The organism is Burkholderia aenigmatica (genome assembly GCF_048627025.1).
GTDB classification, from domain to species: Bacteria; Pseudomonadota; Gammaproteobacteria; order Burkholderiales; family Burkholderiaceae; genus Burkholderia; species Burkholderia aenigmatica.
This window is the reverse complement of record NZ_CP184469.1, coordinates 1,796,712-1,814,066: the sequence shown is the minus strand read 5'-3', so window position 1 is coordinate 1,814,066 and position 17,355 is coordinate 1,796,712. Positions and strand designations below refer to the sequence as shown.

Genomic DNA, 17,355 nt, shown 5'->3' with positions numbered 1-17,355 from the left:
TTTCGGACTCAGCCATTCATGGGAATTTTCTCGTTCGGCAAAAAAGACGACGACGCGCCCCCGCGGCGCGGCGGTCGCACCGGGACCTCCCGGAACGTGCGCACGGAGCGCACTGAACGCGTCGAGCGACGCTCGCGCCGCACGGAGCGTCCGGAATCGGATGCCCTGCTCCTCGATCCGACCCTTCCAGAAAAGCAACGCGCGCGCCGTCGCCTCGTCGGCGCGATCGCGCTCGTCGTCGCTGCCGTGATCGTGCTGCCGATGGTGCTCGATTCGCACCCGAAGCCGGTCACGGACGACATCGCAATCGACATTCCGAACCGGCCCGCGCATCAGGCGGTCGCGCCGCGCGACGATGACGCCTCCGACGTGCAGGCAGGCGTCGCGCACGACGAACCGCCGGCATCCGAGGTCGACGTTGCGGCTGCACCGGCTCCGGTGCCGAAGAGCGCCGACAAGCCGGCCGCGAAACCCGATACCACGACCACGACCACGGCGAGCGTGACGCCGCCGAAGCCCGCGCCGAAACCGGCTGCCCCCGTGGCGAAGCCGGCTGCGCCGAAGCCTGTACCCGCGCCCGCGGCCGTCGCGAATGTCGACGCCGCGAGCCCGGACAGCGGCGATGCATCGTCGCCGTCGTCGCCGGCCGGTGCGCGCTTCGCGGTGCAGCTCGGGTCGTTCAAGGACGACGCGACGGCCCGTTCGTGGGCCACCAAGTTGAAATCGGCGGGCGTGCCCGCATATGTCGAGCATCGCAAGCAGGCAGACGGCAGCACGGCTACACTGTTGCGTGCGGGCCCGTTCGCGGATCGAGCGGCGGCTTCCGCCGCGATCGCGAAGGTGCGCGAAGCCGGTCTGACGCAGTAACGCACGATGCTGACGGCTTTCGACTACGCTGTATTGGCGGTGATCGTGTTGTCGGCGCTGCGCGGTGCGTGGCGCGGCTTCGTGTCCGAGATTTTCGGGCTGATCGGCTGGATCGCGGCGATCGTGATCGCGGGCCGCTACGTCGGACTCGTCGTGCCGTATATTCCGGCGAACTGGCCGGGCGGCGCGCTGACGCAGTGGGTGATCGCCTTCGCGTTGCTCGTGATCGGCGTGGTGCTGGTCGCCGGTGTCGCAAACGCGCTGCTGTCGCGGATCGCGCAGGCGAGTGGCCTGGGCGGCGTCGACCGCTCGCTGGGCATGATGTTCGGGCTCGTCCGCGGCTGCGTGCTGGTGGTGCTGCTGGTCGCGGCGGCCGGGCTGACCGAGCTGCCCAAACAGGATTTCTGGCGCAATGCGCTATTGCGTCCTTTCGCCGAACAGGGCGTGCACGAGCTGAAGCAGCTCCTGCCCGACGGCATGGCCCAGTACGTACGCGTGTGACGACGCGGCCGGGCAGGACGGAACCGATTTTGTCATTCTGAAGGACATGCCATGTGCGGCATCGTAGGCGTTATCTCCCAATCCCCGGTCAACCAGCTGATCTATGACAGCCTGCTGCTGCTGCAGCATCGCGGTCAGGACGCGGCGGGCATTGCGACGGCGGACGGCAGCAATTTCCACATGTACAAGGCGAACGGCATGGTGCGCGACGTGTTCCGCACGCGCAACATGCGCAGCCTGCCCGGCACCTACGGCATCGGCCAGGTGCGTTACCCGACCGCCGGCTCGGCGTCGAGCGAAGCCGAGGCGCAGCCGTTCTACGTGAACGCGCCGTTCGGGATCATCCTCGCGCACAACGGCAACCTGACGAACTGGCAGCAACTGAAGGACGAGATGTTCCGGATCGACCGCCGGCATCTCAACACCAATTCCGACAGCGAAGTGCTGCTCAACGTGTTCGCGCACGAGCTGCAACTGTCGACCACCGGCCTCGAGCTCGATCCGGCGTCGGTGTTCAAGGCCGTCGCGGGCGTGCATCGCCGCCTGCAGGGCTCGTACGCGATCGTGTCGCTGATCGCTGGCTACGGCCTGCTCGCGTTCCGCGATCCGTTCGGCATCCGCCCGCTGTGCATCGGCAAGCTCGAAACCGAGCACGGCACCGAGTGGATGGTCGCATCGGAGTCGGTGGCGGTTGAAGGCATCGGTTTCGAATTCGTCCGCGACGTGCAGCCGGGCGAAGCGATCTTCATCGATCCGGCCGGCAACTTCCACAGCCAGCAGTGCGCGGAGCAGCCGACGCTGAATCCGTGCATGTTCGAATACGTGTACCTCGCGCGTCCGGATTCGTGCCTCGACGGCGTGCCGGTCTACAACGTGCGCCTGCGCATGGGCGACTATCTCGCCGAGAAGATCAAGCGCGAACTGCCGAACGTGCCGATCGACGTCGTGATGCCGATTCCCGATTCGTCGCGCCCGGCCGCGATGCAGGTCGCCGCGAAGCTCGGCGTCGAGTATCGCGAAGGCTTCTTCAAGAACCGCTACGTCGGCCGTACCTTCATCATGCCGGGGCAGGCCGTGCGCAAGAAGTCGGTGCGCCAGAAGCTCAACGCGATGAGCATCGAGTTCAAGGACAAGAACGTGCTGATCGTCGACGATTCGATCGTGCGCGGCACGACCTCGCATGAAATCGTGCAGATGGCACGCGATGCAGGCGCGAAGTCGGTGATCTTCGCGTCGGCGGCGCCGCCCGTGAAGTTCCCGAACGTGTACGGCATCGACATGCCGACGCGCGGCGAGCTCGTTGCGCATGGCCGCACCGATGAAGACGTCGCGAAGATCATCGGCGCGGACCACCTGATCTACCAGGACGTCGACGATCTGCGCCGCGCGGTGCGCGACATCAACCCGAAGCTCGAAGGCTTCGAGGCGTCGTGCTTCGACGGCAACTACATCACCGGCGACGTGACGCCCGAGTATCTCGATGCAATCGAGCGCGCGCGCCTCACGCCGGCATCGCAGGCCGATCGCGATACGGCTGGCGATACCGAACGCTCGCAGATGAACCTGCAGCTGTCGGTCGAGTGACACCGGCGCACGCTTCTGACGAGGCGTGATAGGATGTGGCCTTGCGTCGATTTGATATCAGCTTGCGGACGCGGGGCGACTTCCCAAAACAGCTAAAGCGAAGGCCGGTGGCAACCGGCCCGAGTCGATCGCTGTCGTACCGCACCGAAGCCCGCTGATGCCGACGCATAGCGGGCTTTTTGTTTTGGCCTGGTTTTGACTGGGTTCGCGCCACTCGCGCGGCCATCGAATACGGAAAACGGAACATGGACGACTCCCTCAACTTCGACACGCTTGCCGTGCGCGCGGGCACGCTGCGCAGCGACTTCAACGAGCATTCGGAAGCGCTGTTCCTCACGTCGAGCTTCTGCTTCCAGAGCGCGGCCGACGCGGCCGAGCGCTTCGCGAACTCGGAAGACTACTTCACCTATTCGCGCTTCACGAACCCGACCGTCACCATGTTCCAGGAGCGTCTCGCGGCGCTCGAGGGCGGCGAGGCGTGCATCGCGACGGCGTCGGGCATGGCCGCGATCATGTCGGTCGTGATGGCCGCGCTGCAGGCGGGCGATCACCTCGTCAGCTCGCGCAGCCTGTTCGGCTCGACGCTCGGGATGTTCTCGCAGATCTTCAGCAAGTTCGGGATCACGACGACCTTCGTCGACCCGACCGACCTGAACGCATGGCAGGAAGCCGTGCGCCCGGAAACGAAGATGTTCTTCCTCGAGACGCCGTCGAACCCGCTGACCGAACTTGCCGACATCGAGGCGATCGGCAAGATCGCGAAGGCATCGAACGCGCTGTTCGTCGTCGACAACTGTTTCTGCAGCCCGGTGCTGCAGCAGCCGCTGAAGCTCGGCGCGGATGTCGTGATGCACTCGGCCACCAAGTTCCTCGACGGCCAGGGCCGCGTGCTCGGCGGCGCGCTGGTCGGCTCGAAGGAATTCATCGTGGGCAAGGTGTTTCCGTTCGTGCGCAGCGCGGGCCCGACGCTGTCGGCGTTCAACGCGTGGGTGCTGCTGAAGGGGATGGAGACGCTGTCGCTGCGCGTCGAGAAGCAATCGGCGAACGCGCTGGAGATCGCGCGCTGGCTCGATTCGCATCCGGCCGTCGCGCGCGTGTTTCATCCGGGCCTCGAATCGCACCCGCAGCACGAACTCGCGAAGCGTCAGCAGAAGGCGGGCGGGGCGATCGTGTCGTTCGAGCTGAAGGGCGACACGCCCGAACAGCAGCGCGCGAACGCGTGGCGGGTGATCGACAACACGAAGCTGATCTCGATCACCGGCAACCTCGGCGATACGCGCACGACGATCACCCATCCGGCGACGACCACGCACGGCCGCATCACGCCGGAAGCGCGTGCGGCAGCGGGGATCAGCGAAGGGTTGATCCGCTTGTCGGTCGGCCTGGAGGATGCGGGCGACCTGCGCCGCGATCTCGCGCGCGGCCTCGAAGGCTGAACGCGGCACATCACGCCTGTCGTGACGTGATTTGACGTGACGATGGACGAAGGGCCGTTCGCTTGCGCGAACGGCCCTTCGTTTTGGTGTTGACGCCAATCGCCCGGCCTACCCGGCGGGATGCCCGCCCGCATGCGCGTCGCTGCGCATCGCGTCTACCATCCATCGCAGCGTTTCGTCGAGCGGCGTGACGGGCAACTCGCCCACCGCGCGCCGCAGCTTGTCGCGCGACCCGCTCAGGCTCTTCACCTCGTTGTGCCGCACGAAACGCGGATCGATCGTCACGTCGATCACGTAGCCGGCGATGCGAGACAGCATCGCCAGCACTTCCTTCAGCGAATACGCGCGCTCCGAGCAGACGTTGAACGTCTCGCCGGCCGGCGCGGCTTCGACCAGCTTCAGGTACGCGGCCGTCACGTCGCGCACGTCGGAGAAATCGCGGCTCACGTCGAGATTGCCGAGCGAGATCCGCGGTGCGTTGCGCGCGTAGTGCGCGACGAGCTTCGGCAGCAGGAACGCATCGCTCTGGCCGACACCCGTGTAGTTGAACGGCCGCGCGATCACGATCGGCAGCCGGTCGGCCCACAGCTTCGCCGCGTATTCCATCGCGAGCTTGCTGACCGCGTAGTCGTTCGCCGGGGCGGGCGCGACGGTTTCGTCGAGCACGCCCGCCGTCGAATTGCCGTAGATGTTCGCGCTGCTGGCGAGTAGCACGGCCGACGGGCGGCGGTCGAGGCCCGCAAGCGCGGCCAGCAGGTTGCGCGTGCCGACGATGTTGACCGCGTAAGTCTGCGACGGCTCGTCCTGTGCGACATGCGCGCGGGCGGCGAGATGCACGACCGCATCGGGCCGGGCGTCGGCGGCCGCCGCGCGCATGGCCTCCGCGTCGAGCAGGTCGACCGGCAGCAGCGTGCAGTGCGCGAAGGCCGGATCGTCGGGCTGCGCCACGCCAGGCGCGACCGTGCCCCAGACGTCATAGCCGGCCGCCTGCAGGCGCTCGGCCATGTAGCGGCCCGTGAAGCCCGTCAGGCCCGTGACGAACGCACGGCGCGACGGGCGTCCGACTTCAGAACGTGTCATGGTGTTGATTCCGCGTCAAATCCGCTTCGACCATCATCTGGCAAAGTTGTTCGAGCGTCGTCTTCGGTTCCCAGCCGAGTTTGCTTTTCGCCTTGTCGGCGCAGCCGATCAGCAGGTCGACCTCGGCAGGGCGGTAGAACTTCGGGTTCACTTCCACGAGCACGTTGCCGTTCGACGCGTCGAGGCCGCGCTCCTGCTCGCCCTTGCCGGTCCATTCGATCTGGTAGCCCGCGGCCGCGAACGCCATCCGCACGAAATCGCGCACGGTCTCGGTGCGGTTGGTCGCGAGCACGTAGGTGTCGGGTTCGTCGGCCTGCAGCATGCGCCACATGCCTTCGACGTACTCGAGCGCGAAGCCCCAGTCGCGCTTCGCGTCGAGGTTGCCGAGCTCGAGACGGGTCGCCTTGCCGAGCTTGATCTTCGCGATGGTGTCGGTGATCTTGCGCGTGACGAACTCGCGGCCGCGCAGCGGCGATTCGTGGTTGAACAGGATGCCGCTGCTGCCGAACAGGCCGTACGACTCGCGGTAGTTCACCGTCATCCAGTGCGCATACAGCTTCGCGACACCGTACGGGCTGCGCGGATAGAACGAGGTCGCTTCCGTCTGCGGAATCGACTGCACCTTGCCGAACATCTCGGAGGTCGAGGCCTGGTAGAAGCGCGTCTTCGGGCTCACGACGCGGATCGCCTCGAGCAGGTTCAACGGGCCGATGCCGGTCACTTCGGCAGTCGTCGCCGGCTGGTCGAACGACACGCCGACGAAGCTCTGCGCGGCCAGGTTGTACAGCTCGTCCGCCTGCACGCGTTCGAGCAGGCGCAGGCTCGAGCCGGCGTCGGTCAGGTCGTGCTCGACGAGCGAGAGATTCGGGTGCGTGTCGACGCCGAGCTCGGCGATGCGCCAGAAATTCACCGAGCTGGTGCGGCGGTAGGTGCCGGTGACCTCGTAGCCCTTGTCGAGCAGCAGCTTGGTCAGGTAGGCGCCGTCCTGCCCCGAAATCCCGGTAATGATGGCCTTCTTGCGAGTTTGGCTCATGACGTTGTCCTGGTAGAAACGATGGATGATGAAATTCAGGCGGTCGTGCTGGCGGCGGCCGGCAGCGCGCGGCGCGCGGGGCCGCGCGTCAGGCGCCGTTCGAAGCCGTACCAGCTCACGGTTGCGTACGCGAGCGTGATCGCAAGCGCCAGCGCGGCCGTGACGAAGCGGTTCAGGTGCAGCGGCCACAGCGCATACAGCACGCTGAGGTGGATCAGGTACACGGTGTAGCTGACGGTGCCCACGTAGACGAGCATCGGGTTCGTCAGCACGCGCTGCACGATGCCGCGGCCGCGCAGGGCGATCACGACGATCGACGTGCACAGCAGCAGCGAGATGCTGTAGAGCGCGGCATTCGACAGCGGTGTGTTCGCGGCGCGAAAGCGCGGGAACGACAGGTGCAGCCAGCCGAGGATCGCGAGCGACACGAGCGCGCCGACGATCGCGAGCGGGTAGAACGGCTCCAGCGCGCGCCGGTCGCGGCGCAGCACGATCGCGAGCAGCGCGCCCGCGGCGAGCAGGTCCATCCGGAACGGCGTCAGATAGTAGATCGGCCAGAACGAGTCGAACCACGGCGTCGCGATCGCGCGCAGCACGGGCGCGGCGACGATCAGCGCGGCGGCGACCCACAGCAGCGCGCGCTCCGAACACCACAGCACGACGAACGGCCAGAAGATATAGAACTGCTCCTCGACCGCGAGTGACCACAGCACGTTCAGGCTGTCATGGCCGATGCTGCCGAGCGACAGCCCGATATTGGTCGAGAAGAACGCGAACCACGGCCAGTGCGGCAGCCAGCTCGCGCCGAACAGGATCGTCGACACCACCAGCAGCAGCACGTACGGCGGCAGGATGCGGCGCACGCGGCGTGCGTAGAAGTGGCTGAAGTACGACTGCCCGCGCGCTTTGCGATCGAGCAGGATGCCGGTGATCAGCAGGCCGCTCAGCACGAAGAACAGGTCGACACCCATCCAGAGCGGCGCCTTCAGCGCGTGCTGCAGGAACACGGCGCCCACCGCGATCGCGCGCAGCCCGTCGAGCTGCACGATCCGGCCGTGTTGCGGCGGGGTGAGGTCCGCGGGTCGCGAGATGCCCGTCATCGCGCCGCTCCTTCGCGACGCGCGGCGTGAGCCGGGGCGTGTCGCACATCCGATGCGTAAACGTGAACGTAATGCATGCCATTAAATGAAATATCGAATCGAAATCGATTCTAGGGAAAAGAAATCGGTAAAAAAACGCGCGTCATTTATCTGATGGAAAACATTCAAATGCCGATTATTCCGGTCGCGGAATGAAAGGTTGCCGCCCGGACAGCCCCGACAGGCGGCGCAAAGCGGCATTTTCTACGGACTGGAAAGCGAAAGGCGGTCGTTATTGCCGCTTTTGAGTGTTTTTTCGACCCTGTTCCGGTTCGATATTTCAGGCGGAAACATCCCCAAATATTTCCAAATTTCTTGTGATTATTTTTGCTTGTAACCTGCATCGCGACGTTTGAAACCTATTTAGCGACAGGACGGTCGGGCGGCCATGCGCCGCGGTCCCGGTCGCTTATGCATCGAGTCTGGAGAAGCGCATTGCGACGTCTGATTCTGGTAGGCATGACGGTAGGTGCGGCGCTGCTGGCGAGCGCCGCATCGGCCGAAACGGTGTTGCCCGCGACGACGTCGTGGATCGGCAACACGTTCGGCTATGGCGACGGCAGCTGGACGCAGATCGACATCCGCGCGATCGCGGTGACGCCTGAAGGCAAGGTGTATACGAATGCGCCGTGGGACGAGAGCGGGGCCGAGGCGAGTGTCTACCAGGACGGGAAGATGCTCGGCTTCGCCGGCGGCACGCACGGCTGGGGCAACCTCGGCGGCAGCGCGATCGCCGTGAACAGCAAGTACGTGTACGTCGCGATCGGTGTCGGCAACGAGCGCGGCCACCTGCAGTCGCCCGGCATCTGGCCGGACAAGGGCAAGCAGTGGTTCGGCATCTCGCGCCGCACGATCGGCGACATGAAGCAGCCCGCGCCGTTCCGCGCGGCGCCGCAGGTGGCGCCCGGCGGACGTGCCGATGCCGGCCGCGCGCGGATGGCCGCGAGCTTCATGATGATGAACGAGGTGCCGGCGCCCGCGCGTTCGGAAGTGGGCGAGCAGAAGGCGGAAGTCGGCGGCCTCGCGGCCGACGACAAGACGCTGTTCGCGACGAATCCGTCGCGCGACGCGGTGGACGTGTACGACGCGGAGACGATGCAGCAGAAGGGCACGTGGAGCGTCCATGAGCCGGGCCGCATCGCGCTCGCGGGCGACGGCACGCTGTGGCTGCTCACGGACACGATCAACGGGCCCGCGCACCTGGTGCACGTGCGCGCCGACGGCCGCAAGCTCGACGACGCGCCCGCGCTGCCGGAAGGCACCGATGCGGTGGACGTGGCCGTCGACGCGAAAGGGCGCGTACTGATCGCGGACAACGGGCCGCGCCAGCAGATCCTGATCTTCTCGAAAGGCGGCAAGGGCTATGCGCAGTCGGGCACGCTCGGCGAGCGCGGCGGCATTTTCGCGGGCCCGGTGCCGGGCCGGCCGGGGCCGCAGCGTTTCAACGGGCTGACGGGCGTCGGCGTCGACCGTGCGGGCAACATTTATGTGTCGATGAACGGCATCGGGCCGCGTCACGCCACGATCGGCGCAGGGCTCGGCGCGGTGCTCGACAGCTACACGCCCGACGGCAAGCAGCGCTGGCAGGTGCAGGGGCTGCTGTTCGTCGATGGCGCATGGCTCGACCCGGCGCGGCCGAACAGCGTGTACACGGGCAACAAGCGCTTCGAGCTCGACCTGTCGAAGCCGCCGGGCCAGGACTGGAAATACGTCGGCTTCCTGTCGAACCGCTTCAAGTATCCGGACGACCCGGTGTTCCATACGGACCAGTGGCCCGGCATGCCGATCGCGCGTCGCCTCGACGGCCGCACGTTCCTGTACCTGACCGACATGTACGCCGATCACCTGAAGATCTACCGCTTCGACGCGAAGCGCGACGGCGAAGTCGCGATTCCGTCCGGGCTGATCGCGGGCCGTGCGCGGCCGGTCGACAACGTGCCGAACAAGCCGCCGGGCGGCGACTGGCTGTGGCGCGATGCGAACGGCAACGGCCGGCTGGATGCCGACGAATTCACGATCAACACGACCGGCAAGGCGAAGGCGGGCGGCTGGGGCTGGTGGGTCGACATGAAGGGCGACATCTGGCGCACCAGCGACGTGCGCGGGATCCACCGCTTCCAGTACGGCGGCGTCGACAAGGCCGGCAACCCGATCTACTCGTACGACAAGGTCACGACCTACCCGATGCCGCAGCCGTTCACGCAGCTGCGCCGCTCGATCTACGACGCACAGACGGACACGCTGTACGTGACCGGTTACACGGCCGACGCACCGCCGCAGCCGGGTATCAACAAGGAAGTGGGGCGCGTGCTGGTGCGCTTCGACAAGTGGTCGACGGGCTCGCCGGTCGTGCGCTACCAGGTCGCGCTGCCGTGGCAGCTCGACGCGAAGCCGATCTTCGACCTGATCGGGCTCACGGCCGAGGGCCGCTACCTGTTCGGGGTCGAGCCGGTCGGCAAGATCCACGTGTACGACAAGGAAACCGGCAAGGAAGTGGGCGTGATGAGCCCGGGTACCGAGGTCGGCAAGGCATCCGGCTGGGTCGACGTGCCATTCGGCATCAGCGCATTCCGTCGCGAGAACGGCGAGTACCTCGTGTTCGTCGAGGAAGACGCGCGCGGCAAGGTGCTGATGTATCGCTGGAAACCGTGACGAGCGGTGTCACACAAGGCAGAAGCATGGACAAAGGCATACTCAAGAACGTTTCGATCAACTTCATCGGGCTGATCCTGCCGACCTTCGTGTCGCTGGTGACGGTGCCCGCCTATATCCACGCGCTCGGCGTCGAACGCTACGGCGTCGTCAGCCTCGTGTGGACGCTGATCGGCTATTTCGGGATCCTCGATCTCGGGATGAGCATGGCGGCGCAGAACCACATCTCGAAGGCGCTCGCGAGCGGCAACGCCGACGAAAGCGCACGCGTGTTCTGGAGCGCGTTCTGGCTGAACCTCGGCACCGGCATCGTGGGCGGGCTGCTGATCTATTTCGGCGCGTTCATCTATACCGCGTACTTCACGAAGGTGTCGGCGGCGATGCAGCACGAGGTGTATCTCGCGCTGCCGTGGCTTGCGCTCGCGATTCCGCTCGCGAACGTGTCGTGGGTGTTCGCCGGCGCGATCAACGGCGCCGAACGTTTCGGCGTGTTCAACACGAACCAGACGATCGGCACGTTTCTGTTCCAGCTGCTGCCGCTCGGCGCCGCGTGGTGGATCGCGCCGAACCTGCAGACGGTGCTCGCCGCGGCGGTCGTCGCGCGCCTGGTCGCGGCGGTGATGCTCGGCCACGCCAGCATCAAGGTGCTCGGGATCCGGCGCATCGATCCGCCGCAGTGGGGCACCGCGAAAGGGCTGTTCAACTTCGGCGGCTGGATGCTGATCGCGAGCACGACGAGCATGATCGCCGACACGCTCGACCGCGTGATGCTCGGCGCCGGCATGGGCGCGAAGTTCGTCACTTACTACACGGTGCCGCAGAACCTCGTCACGCGCCTGAACATGCTGCCGAACGCGCTCGTGCGCACGCTGTTCCCGCGCTTGTCGGCCGTCGGTCGAGACCACGCGGACGCGCTCGCGCGCCAGTCGCTCGAATTCCTGAACGGCGTGTTCACGCCGGTCGGCATCGTCGCGATCTTCGCGCTCGCGCCGTTCCTCACGTTGTGGGTCGGCTCGGATCTCGCCGCCCATTCGGCGCCGGTCGGCCGCGTGCTGGTGATCAGCGTGTGGCTGGTCGGCCAGGCGAGCGTCACGCGGATCCTGATCCAGTCGCAGGTCAACCCGGCCCGCGCGGCGTTCGCCGGGCTCGTCGAGATGCCGTTCTTCGTCGGCGGCCTGTGGTACGGCATCCATCACTTCGGGCTGATCGGCGCGGCGGTGGTCGTCGCGGCGCGCGCGCTCGTCGACTACGGCGTGCTGCTGTACCTGTCGGCGATCCGGATGCGCGCGATCGTGCTCGACATGCTCGCGCACCTCGCGTTCCTGCTGGCGAGCCTGTTTCTGGCGCAAGCGTGGCCGGGGCTCGTCGAGTCGATCGGCATGTGCGCGGTCGTGCTGCTGTTGAATGTTGCGTGGTCGCTCACGATGACACCGGGGTTGCGTGCGCTGGTGCGCGACCTGTTCGTCCGTCTCAATGCGAGGAAAACTGCTTGACGTCCTCCCCCAACTAACGGCGGGAGATTCCCACACCTGGCGATGCACGTCCGCATCGGAGAATGTTCAAAGCAGCGTTGGTATCACGATCATGTACGACACCACAGTCACCGCATGCCCACTCTCTTATTCGCAGTCCCGCGATACCTTTCGGCCGCGTTGTGCTGTCTTTCGACCCGCACGCCGAACAGGACTGGGTAGAACCGCTTTCGTCGACTTCCTCGAACGTGGCTCCGTGCGCGATCGCCTTGTAGCGGAGCTTGTTTCGGAAGGACGACCAGGCTGCGTCGTAGACGCTCTTCGCCATCCTGGTTCTGGCGAGCGTGGCAGCCGACACGTTGCCGACCGCGATGTAGTCGAAGCGTCTAATCAGATCGAGCGCGAGCTTGTGCTGGAAATCAGCCCGGGCATTCACAACTTTGGCGTGCAGCTTCGCGATATGCCGCTTGTGCTTTCGCGCGCGTTGGGCTTTCGCCAGCTTTTCGGCCGCACGGTGACCAAACCGGTCGTTGGGCAGCTTTTCGCCGGTCGAAAGTGTGGCGAAATCTTTCAGGCCGAGATCGATACCCACGCCGGCACCGATCGGGCGCGCCCGGACATCGGGCATTTCGATCGCGATATTCAGGAACCAGTTGCCGCGCGCGTCCTGTGCGAAATTGGTTCCGTCCTTGATCTTGCCGTCGGGAAGCGGGCGACTGTTGAACACGCGAAAGGTATTGCCGGCAAAGCGAAACGCGTCACCCTCACGCTTCAGGTCGCGGCCCTTCAGAGGCACCCAGCCAAGCGATTTCTTGCCGCGATAACGCAGGTAAGGCCGACGGTATTGGTTGCGCGACTTCGCGAATTGCTCGCACGTTGCGTTGACGGTGCCCGAGTGGATACCGAGCTCCTTGCTGCTACCGGTCGTCAGCACGTTCAGGTCGAAACCCGTCGGCCACTTCTTGCGCCACTTGAGCGCGTGCTTTTGCGTGTCATTGCAGAAGTTCCAGACGTAGTTCACCGCACGGCTCTGCTTGTTAAGCAGTCCGTTAAGCGATTTCACCCGGTAGCGGTAGACAAGAATCATACCGGTCACTCTAACGTTGGATTGCCGCCTGTCAACGGCACTCCGTTCCTTCCCGCCATCAATGGCAGGGTTTCATGGAGCGACTGATGAATCGCGATCTGGCGGAACACGCCGTATTGAATCTCGCCACCGCCGATGCGGCCGTGGCCGAAGCGGGCGACGCCGCCGCGCTGCGCCGGTCCGTGCCGGCCGAACGCGCCAGCGCGCGCCATGCGTCGCGCACGCTGCGCGTGGCGATCGTCCACGACTGGCTCGTCACCTATGCGGGCGCCGAGCGCGTGCTCGAACAGATCGTCGCGTGCTTTCCCGACGCCGACCTGTTCAGCCTCGTCGATTTCCTCGACGATCGCGCGTTCGTGCGCGGCAAGCCGGTGACGACATCGTTCATCCAGAAGCTGCCGTTCGCGCGCACCAAGTACCGCAGCTACCTGCCGCTGATGCCGCTCGCAATCGAGCAGCTCGACGTATCGGAGTACGACCTGGTGATCTCGAGCAGTCACGCGGTCGCGAAGGGCGTGCTGACGGGGCCGGATCAGGTGCATATCAGCTACGTGCATTCGCCGATCCGCTATGCGTGGGACCTGCAGCACCAGTACCTGGAACAGTCGAACCTCACGCACGGGCCGAAATCGCTGCTCGCGCGGATGATCCTGCATTACATCCGCAACTGGGACACGCGTACCGCGAACGCGGTGGACGGCTTCGTCGCGAACTCCGCGTTCATCGCGCGGCGCATCAAGAAGGTCTACCACCGCGACGCGGCGGTGATTTTCCCGCCGGTCGACGTCGACGCGTTTTCGCTGAATGCGGAGAAGGAGGACTTCTACCTGACCGCGTCGCGGATGGTGCCGTACAAGAAGATCGACCTGATCGTCGAGGCCTTTTCGCGTACGCCCGAGCGCAAGCTCGTCGTGATCGGCGACGGCCCCGAGATGCAGAAGATCCGCGCGAAGGCCGGCCCGAACGTCGAGATCATGGGCTACCAGCCGTTCGCGGTGCTGCACGACCGGATGCGGCGCGCGAAGGCGTTCGTGTTCGCGGCCGAGGAGGATTTCGGGATCTCGGTCGTCGAGGCACAGGCGTGCGGCACGCCCGTGATCGCGTACGGCAAGGGCGGCGCGCTCGAAACCGTGCTCGATCCGCAATCGAACCTGAACCCGACCGGGCTCTTTTTCGAAGAACAGACGCCGCACGCGATCGTCGCGGCCGTCGACGACTTCGAGCGCGCGCCGCAGCGCTTCACGCCGAACGCATGCCGCACGAATGCGGAGCGATTTTCTGCCGATAAATTCCGCCGGCGCTTTCTTGATTATGTGGAAGCGGCGCTGCCCGGCTCGACCGCGCAGCGCGGCACGGCCATCGCGCCGATGCCGGCCGCGCGCGGCCCGGCGACGCTCGTGCTCGACCAGAGCGGTGTGCTCGGCGGCGCCGAGCTGTCGCTGCTCGAGATCATGAAGCACATGCGCGCGAACGCCGACGTGCTGCTGTTCGACGACGGCCCGTTCCGCGCGGCGCTCGACGAGATCGGCGCGCGCGTCGACGTGGTCGACCAGGGCGCGCTCGCGGGCGTGCGCAAGCAGGGCGGCGTGTCGGTCGGCGCGGTGAAACAGCTCGTGCGGCTGGTGCGCGACGTCGCGCGGCGCGCGCGCCGCGCCGAGGTGATCTACGCGAACACGCAGCGTGCGATGGTGGTCGCCGCACTGGCCGGGCGGCTCGCCCGCAAGCCGGTGGTGTGGCACCTGCGCGACATCGTCAGCACCGACCATTTCGGCAGCAAGCAGTTGCTGGCGATCAAGTACTGCGCGCGGCTCGGCGTCACGCGCGTGATCGCGAATTCCGACGCGTCCGCGCAGGCGTTCCGCACGCTGACGGGCTTCACGCCGCAGCACGTCGACGTCGTGTTCAACGGCATTTCGGCCGAACCGTTCGATGCGCTGGAAGGCGTCAGCCAGGCGGCGCTACGTGCGCGGCTGGGGTTGCCCGAGCACGCGTGGCTCGTCGGCTCGTTCAGCCGTCTCGCGCACTGGAAGGGGCAGCACGTGCTGCTGGAGGCCGCTGCGCGGCATCCCGACATGCACGTGGTGCTGGTGGGCGCGCCGCTGTTCGGCGAGGACGAATACGCCGCGCAGTTGCGCGAATACGTCGCGCGGCACGGGATGGGCGGGCGCGTGCATTTCCTCGGGTTCCAGCGCGACGTGGCCGCGTGCATGACGGCGGTCGACGTCGTCGCACACACGTCGATCACGCCGGAGCCGTTCGGGCGCGTGATCGTCGAGGGGATGCTCGCGCGCCGGCCGGTCGTCGCAGCCCGTGCGGGCGGCGTCGTCGAGATCATCGAGGACGGCGACAACGGGCTGCTCTGCGCGCCGGGCGATGCGACCGCGCTGGCCGATGCGCTGGATACGCTGAAGCGCGACGGCGCGCTGCGCGAGCGGCTCGTCGCGAGCGGGCGCGCGACGGCGGTACGCCGGTTCGGCACCGAAACCTACGTGGAGCGGGTCGAGAAGATCCTCGCGGATACGGCGAAGGCCGCGAAGGCGAAGAAACAGTAGCCGGCGCGAGCCGGCGGGAAATGGGCCCTCATGCGGCGGTGCGCTGCTTGGGGGCTTTGTTTTTTGGCGCCGGGGGCCTTTGTCGGGCGGGTGGTGGGCAGGTTGTCGCGTGCGGTGTAGGGCCGCGTGCTTGACCGGTCATCTGTTGGAGGGGAGCGGTTGGTGACGCGAGAAGGTGATGCCAAGAGGTGACGCCAGAGGGTGATGCCAGAGGGTGATGCCAGAGGGTGATGCCAGAAGGCGATGCCAGAGGGTGATGCCAGAGGGTGATGCCAGAGGGTGATGCCAGAAGGCGATGCCAGAGGGTGATGCCAGAGGGTGATGCCAGAAGGTGATGCCAGAAGGTGATGCCAGAAGGTGATGCCAGAAGGTGATGCCAGAAGGCGATGCCAGAAGGCGATGCCAGAAGGCGATGCCAGAAGGCGATGCCAGAAGGCGATGCCAGAAGGCGATGCCAGAAGGCCGCGCCCAGGCAGTCCCGGTGGTGAAAGTCGGTCGAGGACGGCTCATGCGGGCCGTGGCGCGGCCCGATGCCGGAAGGCTATCCCATCACGCCAACCCGGCATACCAACCCGCTCAGGCCATGAAAAAGCCCCCGCGCAGCGGGACGCCGCGCGGGGGCTCGGGAAAGCGGACCTGTCGGGTCAGATGGCCCGTTCGGGCGCCGGCGTGACGACGTGGGCGGGTCGGGTCGGCTTGAAGCTGGCTGACCACGTCATCGCGGGCCGTTCGAACATCCGGTAGAACAGGTACGCGACCGGGATCGCGGCGGCCATGAACGCGAACGACGGCCAGATCGACAGCTGCAGCTCGGAATGGAACAGCACCGAGCCGAGGCAGACGAACAGCGGCAGGTGGATCAGGTACAGCGAGTAGCTGAAGTCGCCGAACCAGCTCAGCACGCGCAGCGGCGGCGTCGGCCGCGGCGGGCGGGCAAGCGCGCGGTACAGGAAGCACGCGAAGCCGGCCGACCAAAGCTGGAACGCGCCGTACTGGCCGAAATGGAACGCGCCGCAGCCGGCGGCGAGCAGCACGGCGGCCGCGCCGTACCACGCGCGCGACGGCACGGTGGCCGCGCCGCGCGCCTGCTGCGCACGCACGTCGGCGATCCACGCGCCGATCGTCCAGGACAGCCAGTACGACGTGAAGAACTGCAGGTCGTGCCGTTCGAGCAGCCACGCCGACGCGACGTTGACGAGCGCGACCGCGGCCACGACCGCCGGCATGCCGATGCGCCGGCGGATCGCGAACAGCAGCGGATAGATCGCGTAGAACTGCACTTCGAGCGACAGCGTCCACAGCGCGCCGTTCGACCCGTACGTGTAGCCGGCGACGCCTTGCAGCGAGAACAGGTTCACGAGGAACGCGATCAGGCCGACGTCGCGGATCTTGTGGCTGACCGGCTCGATTTGCAGGCTGACCGAGTCGAGCGCGAGCGTAAACAGCAGCGCGGCGAGCAGCACCGGGTAGATGCGCGCGAACCGGCGCACCCAGAAGTTCGGTGCGTCGAGCCGGTACGCGGGATTGGCCGAGAGCTTGAGCGCCGCGTTGCGGTGGATGCAGTAGCCGCTGATCACGAAGAAGATCGGCACGCCGGCGGAGCCCCACGCGAACGGGAAGGTCAGGTAGCCGGCGATCGCGCTCGGGGTGAGTGCATGACCGTAAGCGTGATGGAAGCTCTGCATGCCGACCCAGACGACCTGGCGGCAGTGGAAATAGGCGACGAGCAACGCCGCGAAGCCGCGCATCGCGTCGATCACGTGTTCCTTGTGATCGGCGACGGGCGGCGCGGTCAGAGACGATCCGCTGAAAGCTTGCATGCGATTCGATTCCTTGCGACGGATGGACGGGAAGTTTCATCCAATCGTAATGCGCAAGAATTCGATCAATGAATAAAAAAATCTCGCCGGGAAATATCGGAATTCCACATCATGGTTTTATCGCGTTCCGAA

At 66.2% G+C, this 17,355-nt stretch carries 12 protein-coding genes; 7 read left to right on the top strand and 5 right to left on the bottom strand.

What is annotated here, in order from left to right:
* The first annotated feature begins 18 nt into the window (after positions 1-18).
* The 4 genes from ACN8ZM_RS25085 (at position 19) to ACN8ZM_RS25070 (ending at position 4,388) form a co-directional block, all read left to right on the top strand.
* Complete coding sequence (locus tag ACN8ZM_RS25085) at positions 19-867, top strand: SPOR domain-containing protein (RefSeq protein WP_420211064.1); 849 nt, start codon at positions 19-21, stop codon at positions 865-867.
* 6 nt (positions 868-873) lie between these two features.
* Positions 874-1,368: a CvpA family protein gene (locus ACN8ZM_RS25080; protein WP_027782633.1), complete on the top strand. Its 495-nt coding sequence runs from the start codon at positions 874-876 to the stop codon at positions 1,366-1,368.
* Positions 1,369-1,419: 51 nt separating this feature from the next.
* Complete coding sequence (purF, locus tag ACN8ZM_RS25075) at positions 1,420-2,952, top strand: amidophosphoribosyltransferase (RefSeq protein ID WP_043177580.1); 1,533 nt, start codon at positions 1,420-1,422, stop codon at positions 2,950-2,952.
* Between the two features lie 245 nt (positions 2,953-3,197).
* Entirely contained in the window at positions 3,198-4,388 is a 1,191-nt protein-coding gene (locus tag ACN8ZM_RS25070) for an O-succinylhomoserine sulfhydrylase (RefSeq protein WP_420211063.1), read from the top strand.
* Between the two features lie 108 nt (positions 4,389-4,496).
* Here the strand turns inward: ACN8ZM_RS25070 and ACN8ZM_RS25065 are convergent, their stop codons facing one another.
* The 3 genes from ACN8ZM_RS25065 to ACN8ZM_RS25055 are packed head-to-tail and all read right to left on the bottom strand — an operon-like array spanning position 4,497 to position 7,601.
* Entirely contained in the window at positions 4,497-5,468 is a 972-nt protein-coding gene (locus ACN8ZM_RS25065) for an NAD-dependent epimerase/dehydratase family protein (protein WP_420211062.1), read from the bottom strand.
* Positions 5,455-6,501: a GDP-mannose 4,6-dehydratase gene (gene gmd / locus ACN8ZM_RS25060; protein WP_043177574.1), complete on the bottom strand. Its 1,047-nt coding sequence runs from the start codon at positions 6,499-6,501 to the stop codon at positions 5,455-5,457. The genes ACN8ZM_RS25065 and gmd overlap by 14 nt, the downstream gene beginning before the upstream one ends.
* A 35-nt stretch (positions 6,502-6,536) precedes the next feature.
* Positions 6,537-7,601, bottom strand: a complete 1,065-nt coding sequence (locus ACN8ZM_RS25055) for an acyltransferase family protein (RefSeq protein ID WP_043177572.1) — start codon at positions 7,599-7,601, stop codon at positions 6,537-6,539.
* Between the two features lie 498 nt (positions 7,602-8,099).
* Between ACN8ZM_RS25055 and ACN8ZM_RS25050 the strand changes: the two genes are divergently transcribed.
* The gene (locus tag ACN8ZM_RS25050) at positions 8,100-10,292 is read left to right on the top strand and encodes a hypothetical protein (protein WP_420212670.1); all 2,193 of its coding nucleotides are present in this window, start codon (positions 8,100-8,102) and stop codon (positions 10,290-10,292) included.
* A 26-nt stretch (positions 10,293-10,318) separates the two neighbouring features.
* Complete coding sequence (locus ACN8ZM_RS25045; RefSeq protein ID WP_420211061.1) at positions 10,319-11,785, top strand: oligosaccharide flippase family protein; 1,467 nt, start codon at positions 10,319-10,321, stop codon at positions 11,783-11,785.
* Positions 11,786-11,798: 13 nt separating this feature from the next.
* On the opposite strand, the gene ACN8ZM_RS25040 is transcribed toward ACN8ZM_RS25045, so the two are convergent.
* Positions 11,799-12,851: an RNA-guided endonuclease InsQ/TnpB family protein gene (locus tag ACN8ZM_RS25040; RefSeq protein WP_043177564.1), complete on the bottom strand. Its 1,053-nt coding sequence runs from the start codon at positions 12,849-12,851 to the stop codon at positions 11,799-11,801.
* Between the two features lie 86 nt (positions 12,852-12,937).
* Between ACN8ZM_RS25040 and ACN8ZM_RS25035 the strand changes: the two genes are divergently transcribed.
* Positions 12,938-15,403: a glycosyltransferase family 4 protein gene (locus ACN8ZM_RS25035; protein ID WP_420211060.1), complete on the top strand. Its 2,466-nt coding sequence runs from the start codon at positions 12,938-12,940 to the stop codon at positions 15,401-15,403.
* A gap of 644 nt (positions 15,404-16,047) precedes the next feature.
* On the opposite strand, the gene ACN8ZM_RS25030 is transcribed toward ACN8ZM_RS25035, so the two are convergent.
* Positions 16,048-17,223: an acyltransferase family protein gene (locus ACN8ZM_RS25030; RefSeq protein WP_205823425.1), complete on the bottom strand. Its 1,176-nt coding sequence runs from the start codon at positions 17,221-17,223 to the stop codon at positions 16,048-16,050.
* Between the last annotated feature and the right edge of the window lie 132 nt (positions 17,224-17,355).

What these genes read in the sequence shown, in the direction of transcription:
- ACN8ZM_RS25030 (WP_205823425.1), bottom strand. Translation starts at nt 17,223, where the DNA reads ATGCAAGCTTTCAGCGGATCGTCTCTGACCGCGCCGCCCGTCGCCGAT.
- ACN8ZM_RS25085 (WP_420211064.1), top strand. Translation starts at nt 19, where the DNA reads ATGGGAATTTTCTCGTTCGGCAAAAAAGACGACGACGCGCCCCCGCGG.
- ACN8ZM_RS25050 (WP_420212670.1), top strand. Translation starts at nt 8,100, where the DNA reads ATGACGGTAGGTGCGGCGCTGCTGGCGAGCGCCGCATCGGCCGAAACG.
- ACN8ZM_RS25055 (WP_043177572.1), bottom strand. Translation starts at nt 7,601, where the DNA reads ATGACGGGCATCTCGCGACCCGCGGACCTCACCCCGCCGCAACACGGC.
- gmd (WP_043177574.1), bottom strand. Translation starts at nt 6,501, where the DNA reads ATGAGCCAAACTCGCAAGAAGGCCATCATTACCGGGATTTCGGGGCAG.
- ACN8ZM_RS25065 (WP_420211062.1), bottom strand. Translation starts at nt 5,468, where the DNA reads ATGACACGTTCTGAAGTCGGACGCCCGTCGCGCCGTGCGTTCGTCACG.
- ACN8ZM_RS25040 (WP_043177564.1), bottom strand. Translation starts at nt 12,851, where the DNA reads ATGATTCTTGTCTACCGCTACCGGGTGAAATCGCTTAACGGACTGCTT.
- ACN8ZM_RS25045 (WP_420211061.1), top strand. Translation starts at nt 10,319, where the DNA reads ATGGACAAAGGCATACTCAAGAACGTTTCGATCAACTTCATCGGGCTG.
- purF (WP_043177580.1), top strand. Translation starts at nt 1,420, where the DNA reads ATGTGCGGCATCGTAGGCGTTATCTCCCAATCCCCGGTCAACCAGCTG.
- ACN8ZM_RS25070 (WP_420211063.1), top strand. Translation starts at nt 3,198, where the DNA reads ATGGACGACTCCCTCAACTTCGACACGCTTGCCGTGCGCGCGGGCACG.
- ACN8ZM_RS25080 (WP_027782633.1), top strand. Translation starts at nt 874, where the DNA reads ATGCTGACGGCTTTCGACTACGCTGTATTGGCGGTGATCGTGTTGTCG.
- ACN8ZM_RS25035 (WP_420211060.1), top strand. Translation starts at nt 12,938, where the DNA reads ATGAATCGCGATCTGGCGGAACACGCCGTATTGAATCTCGCCACCGCC.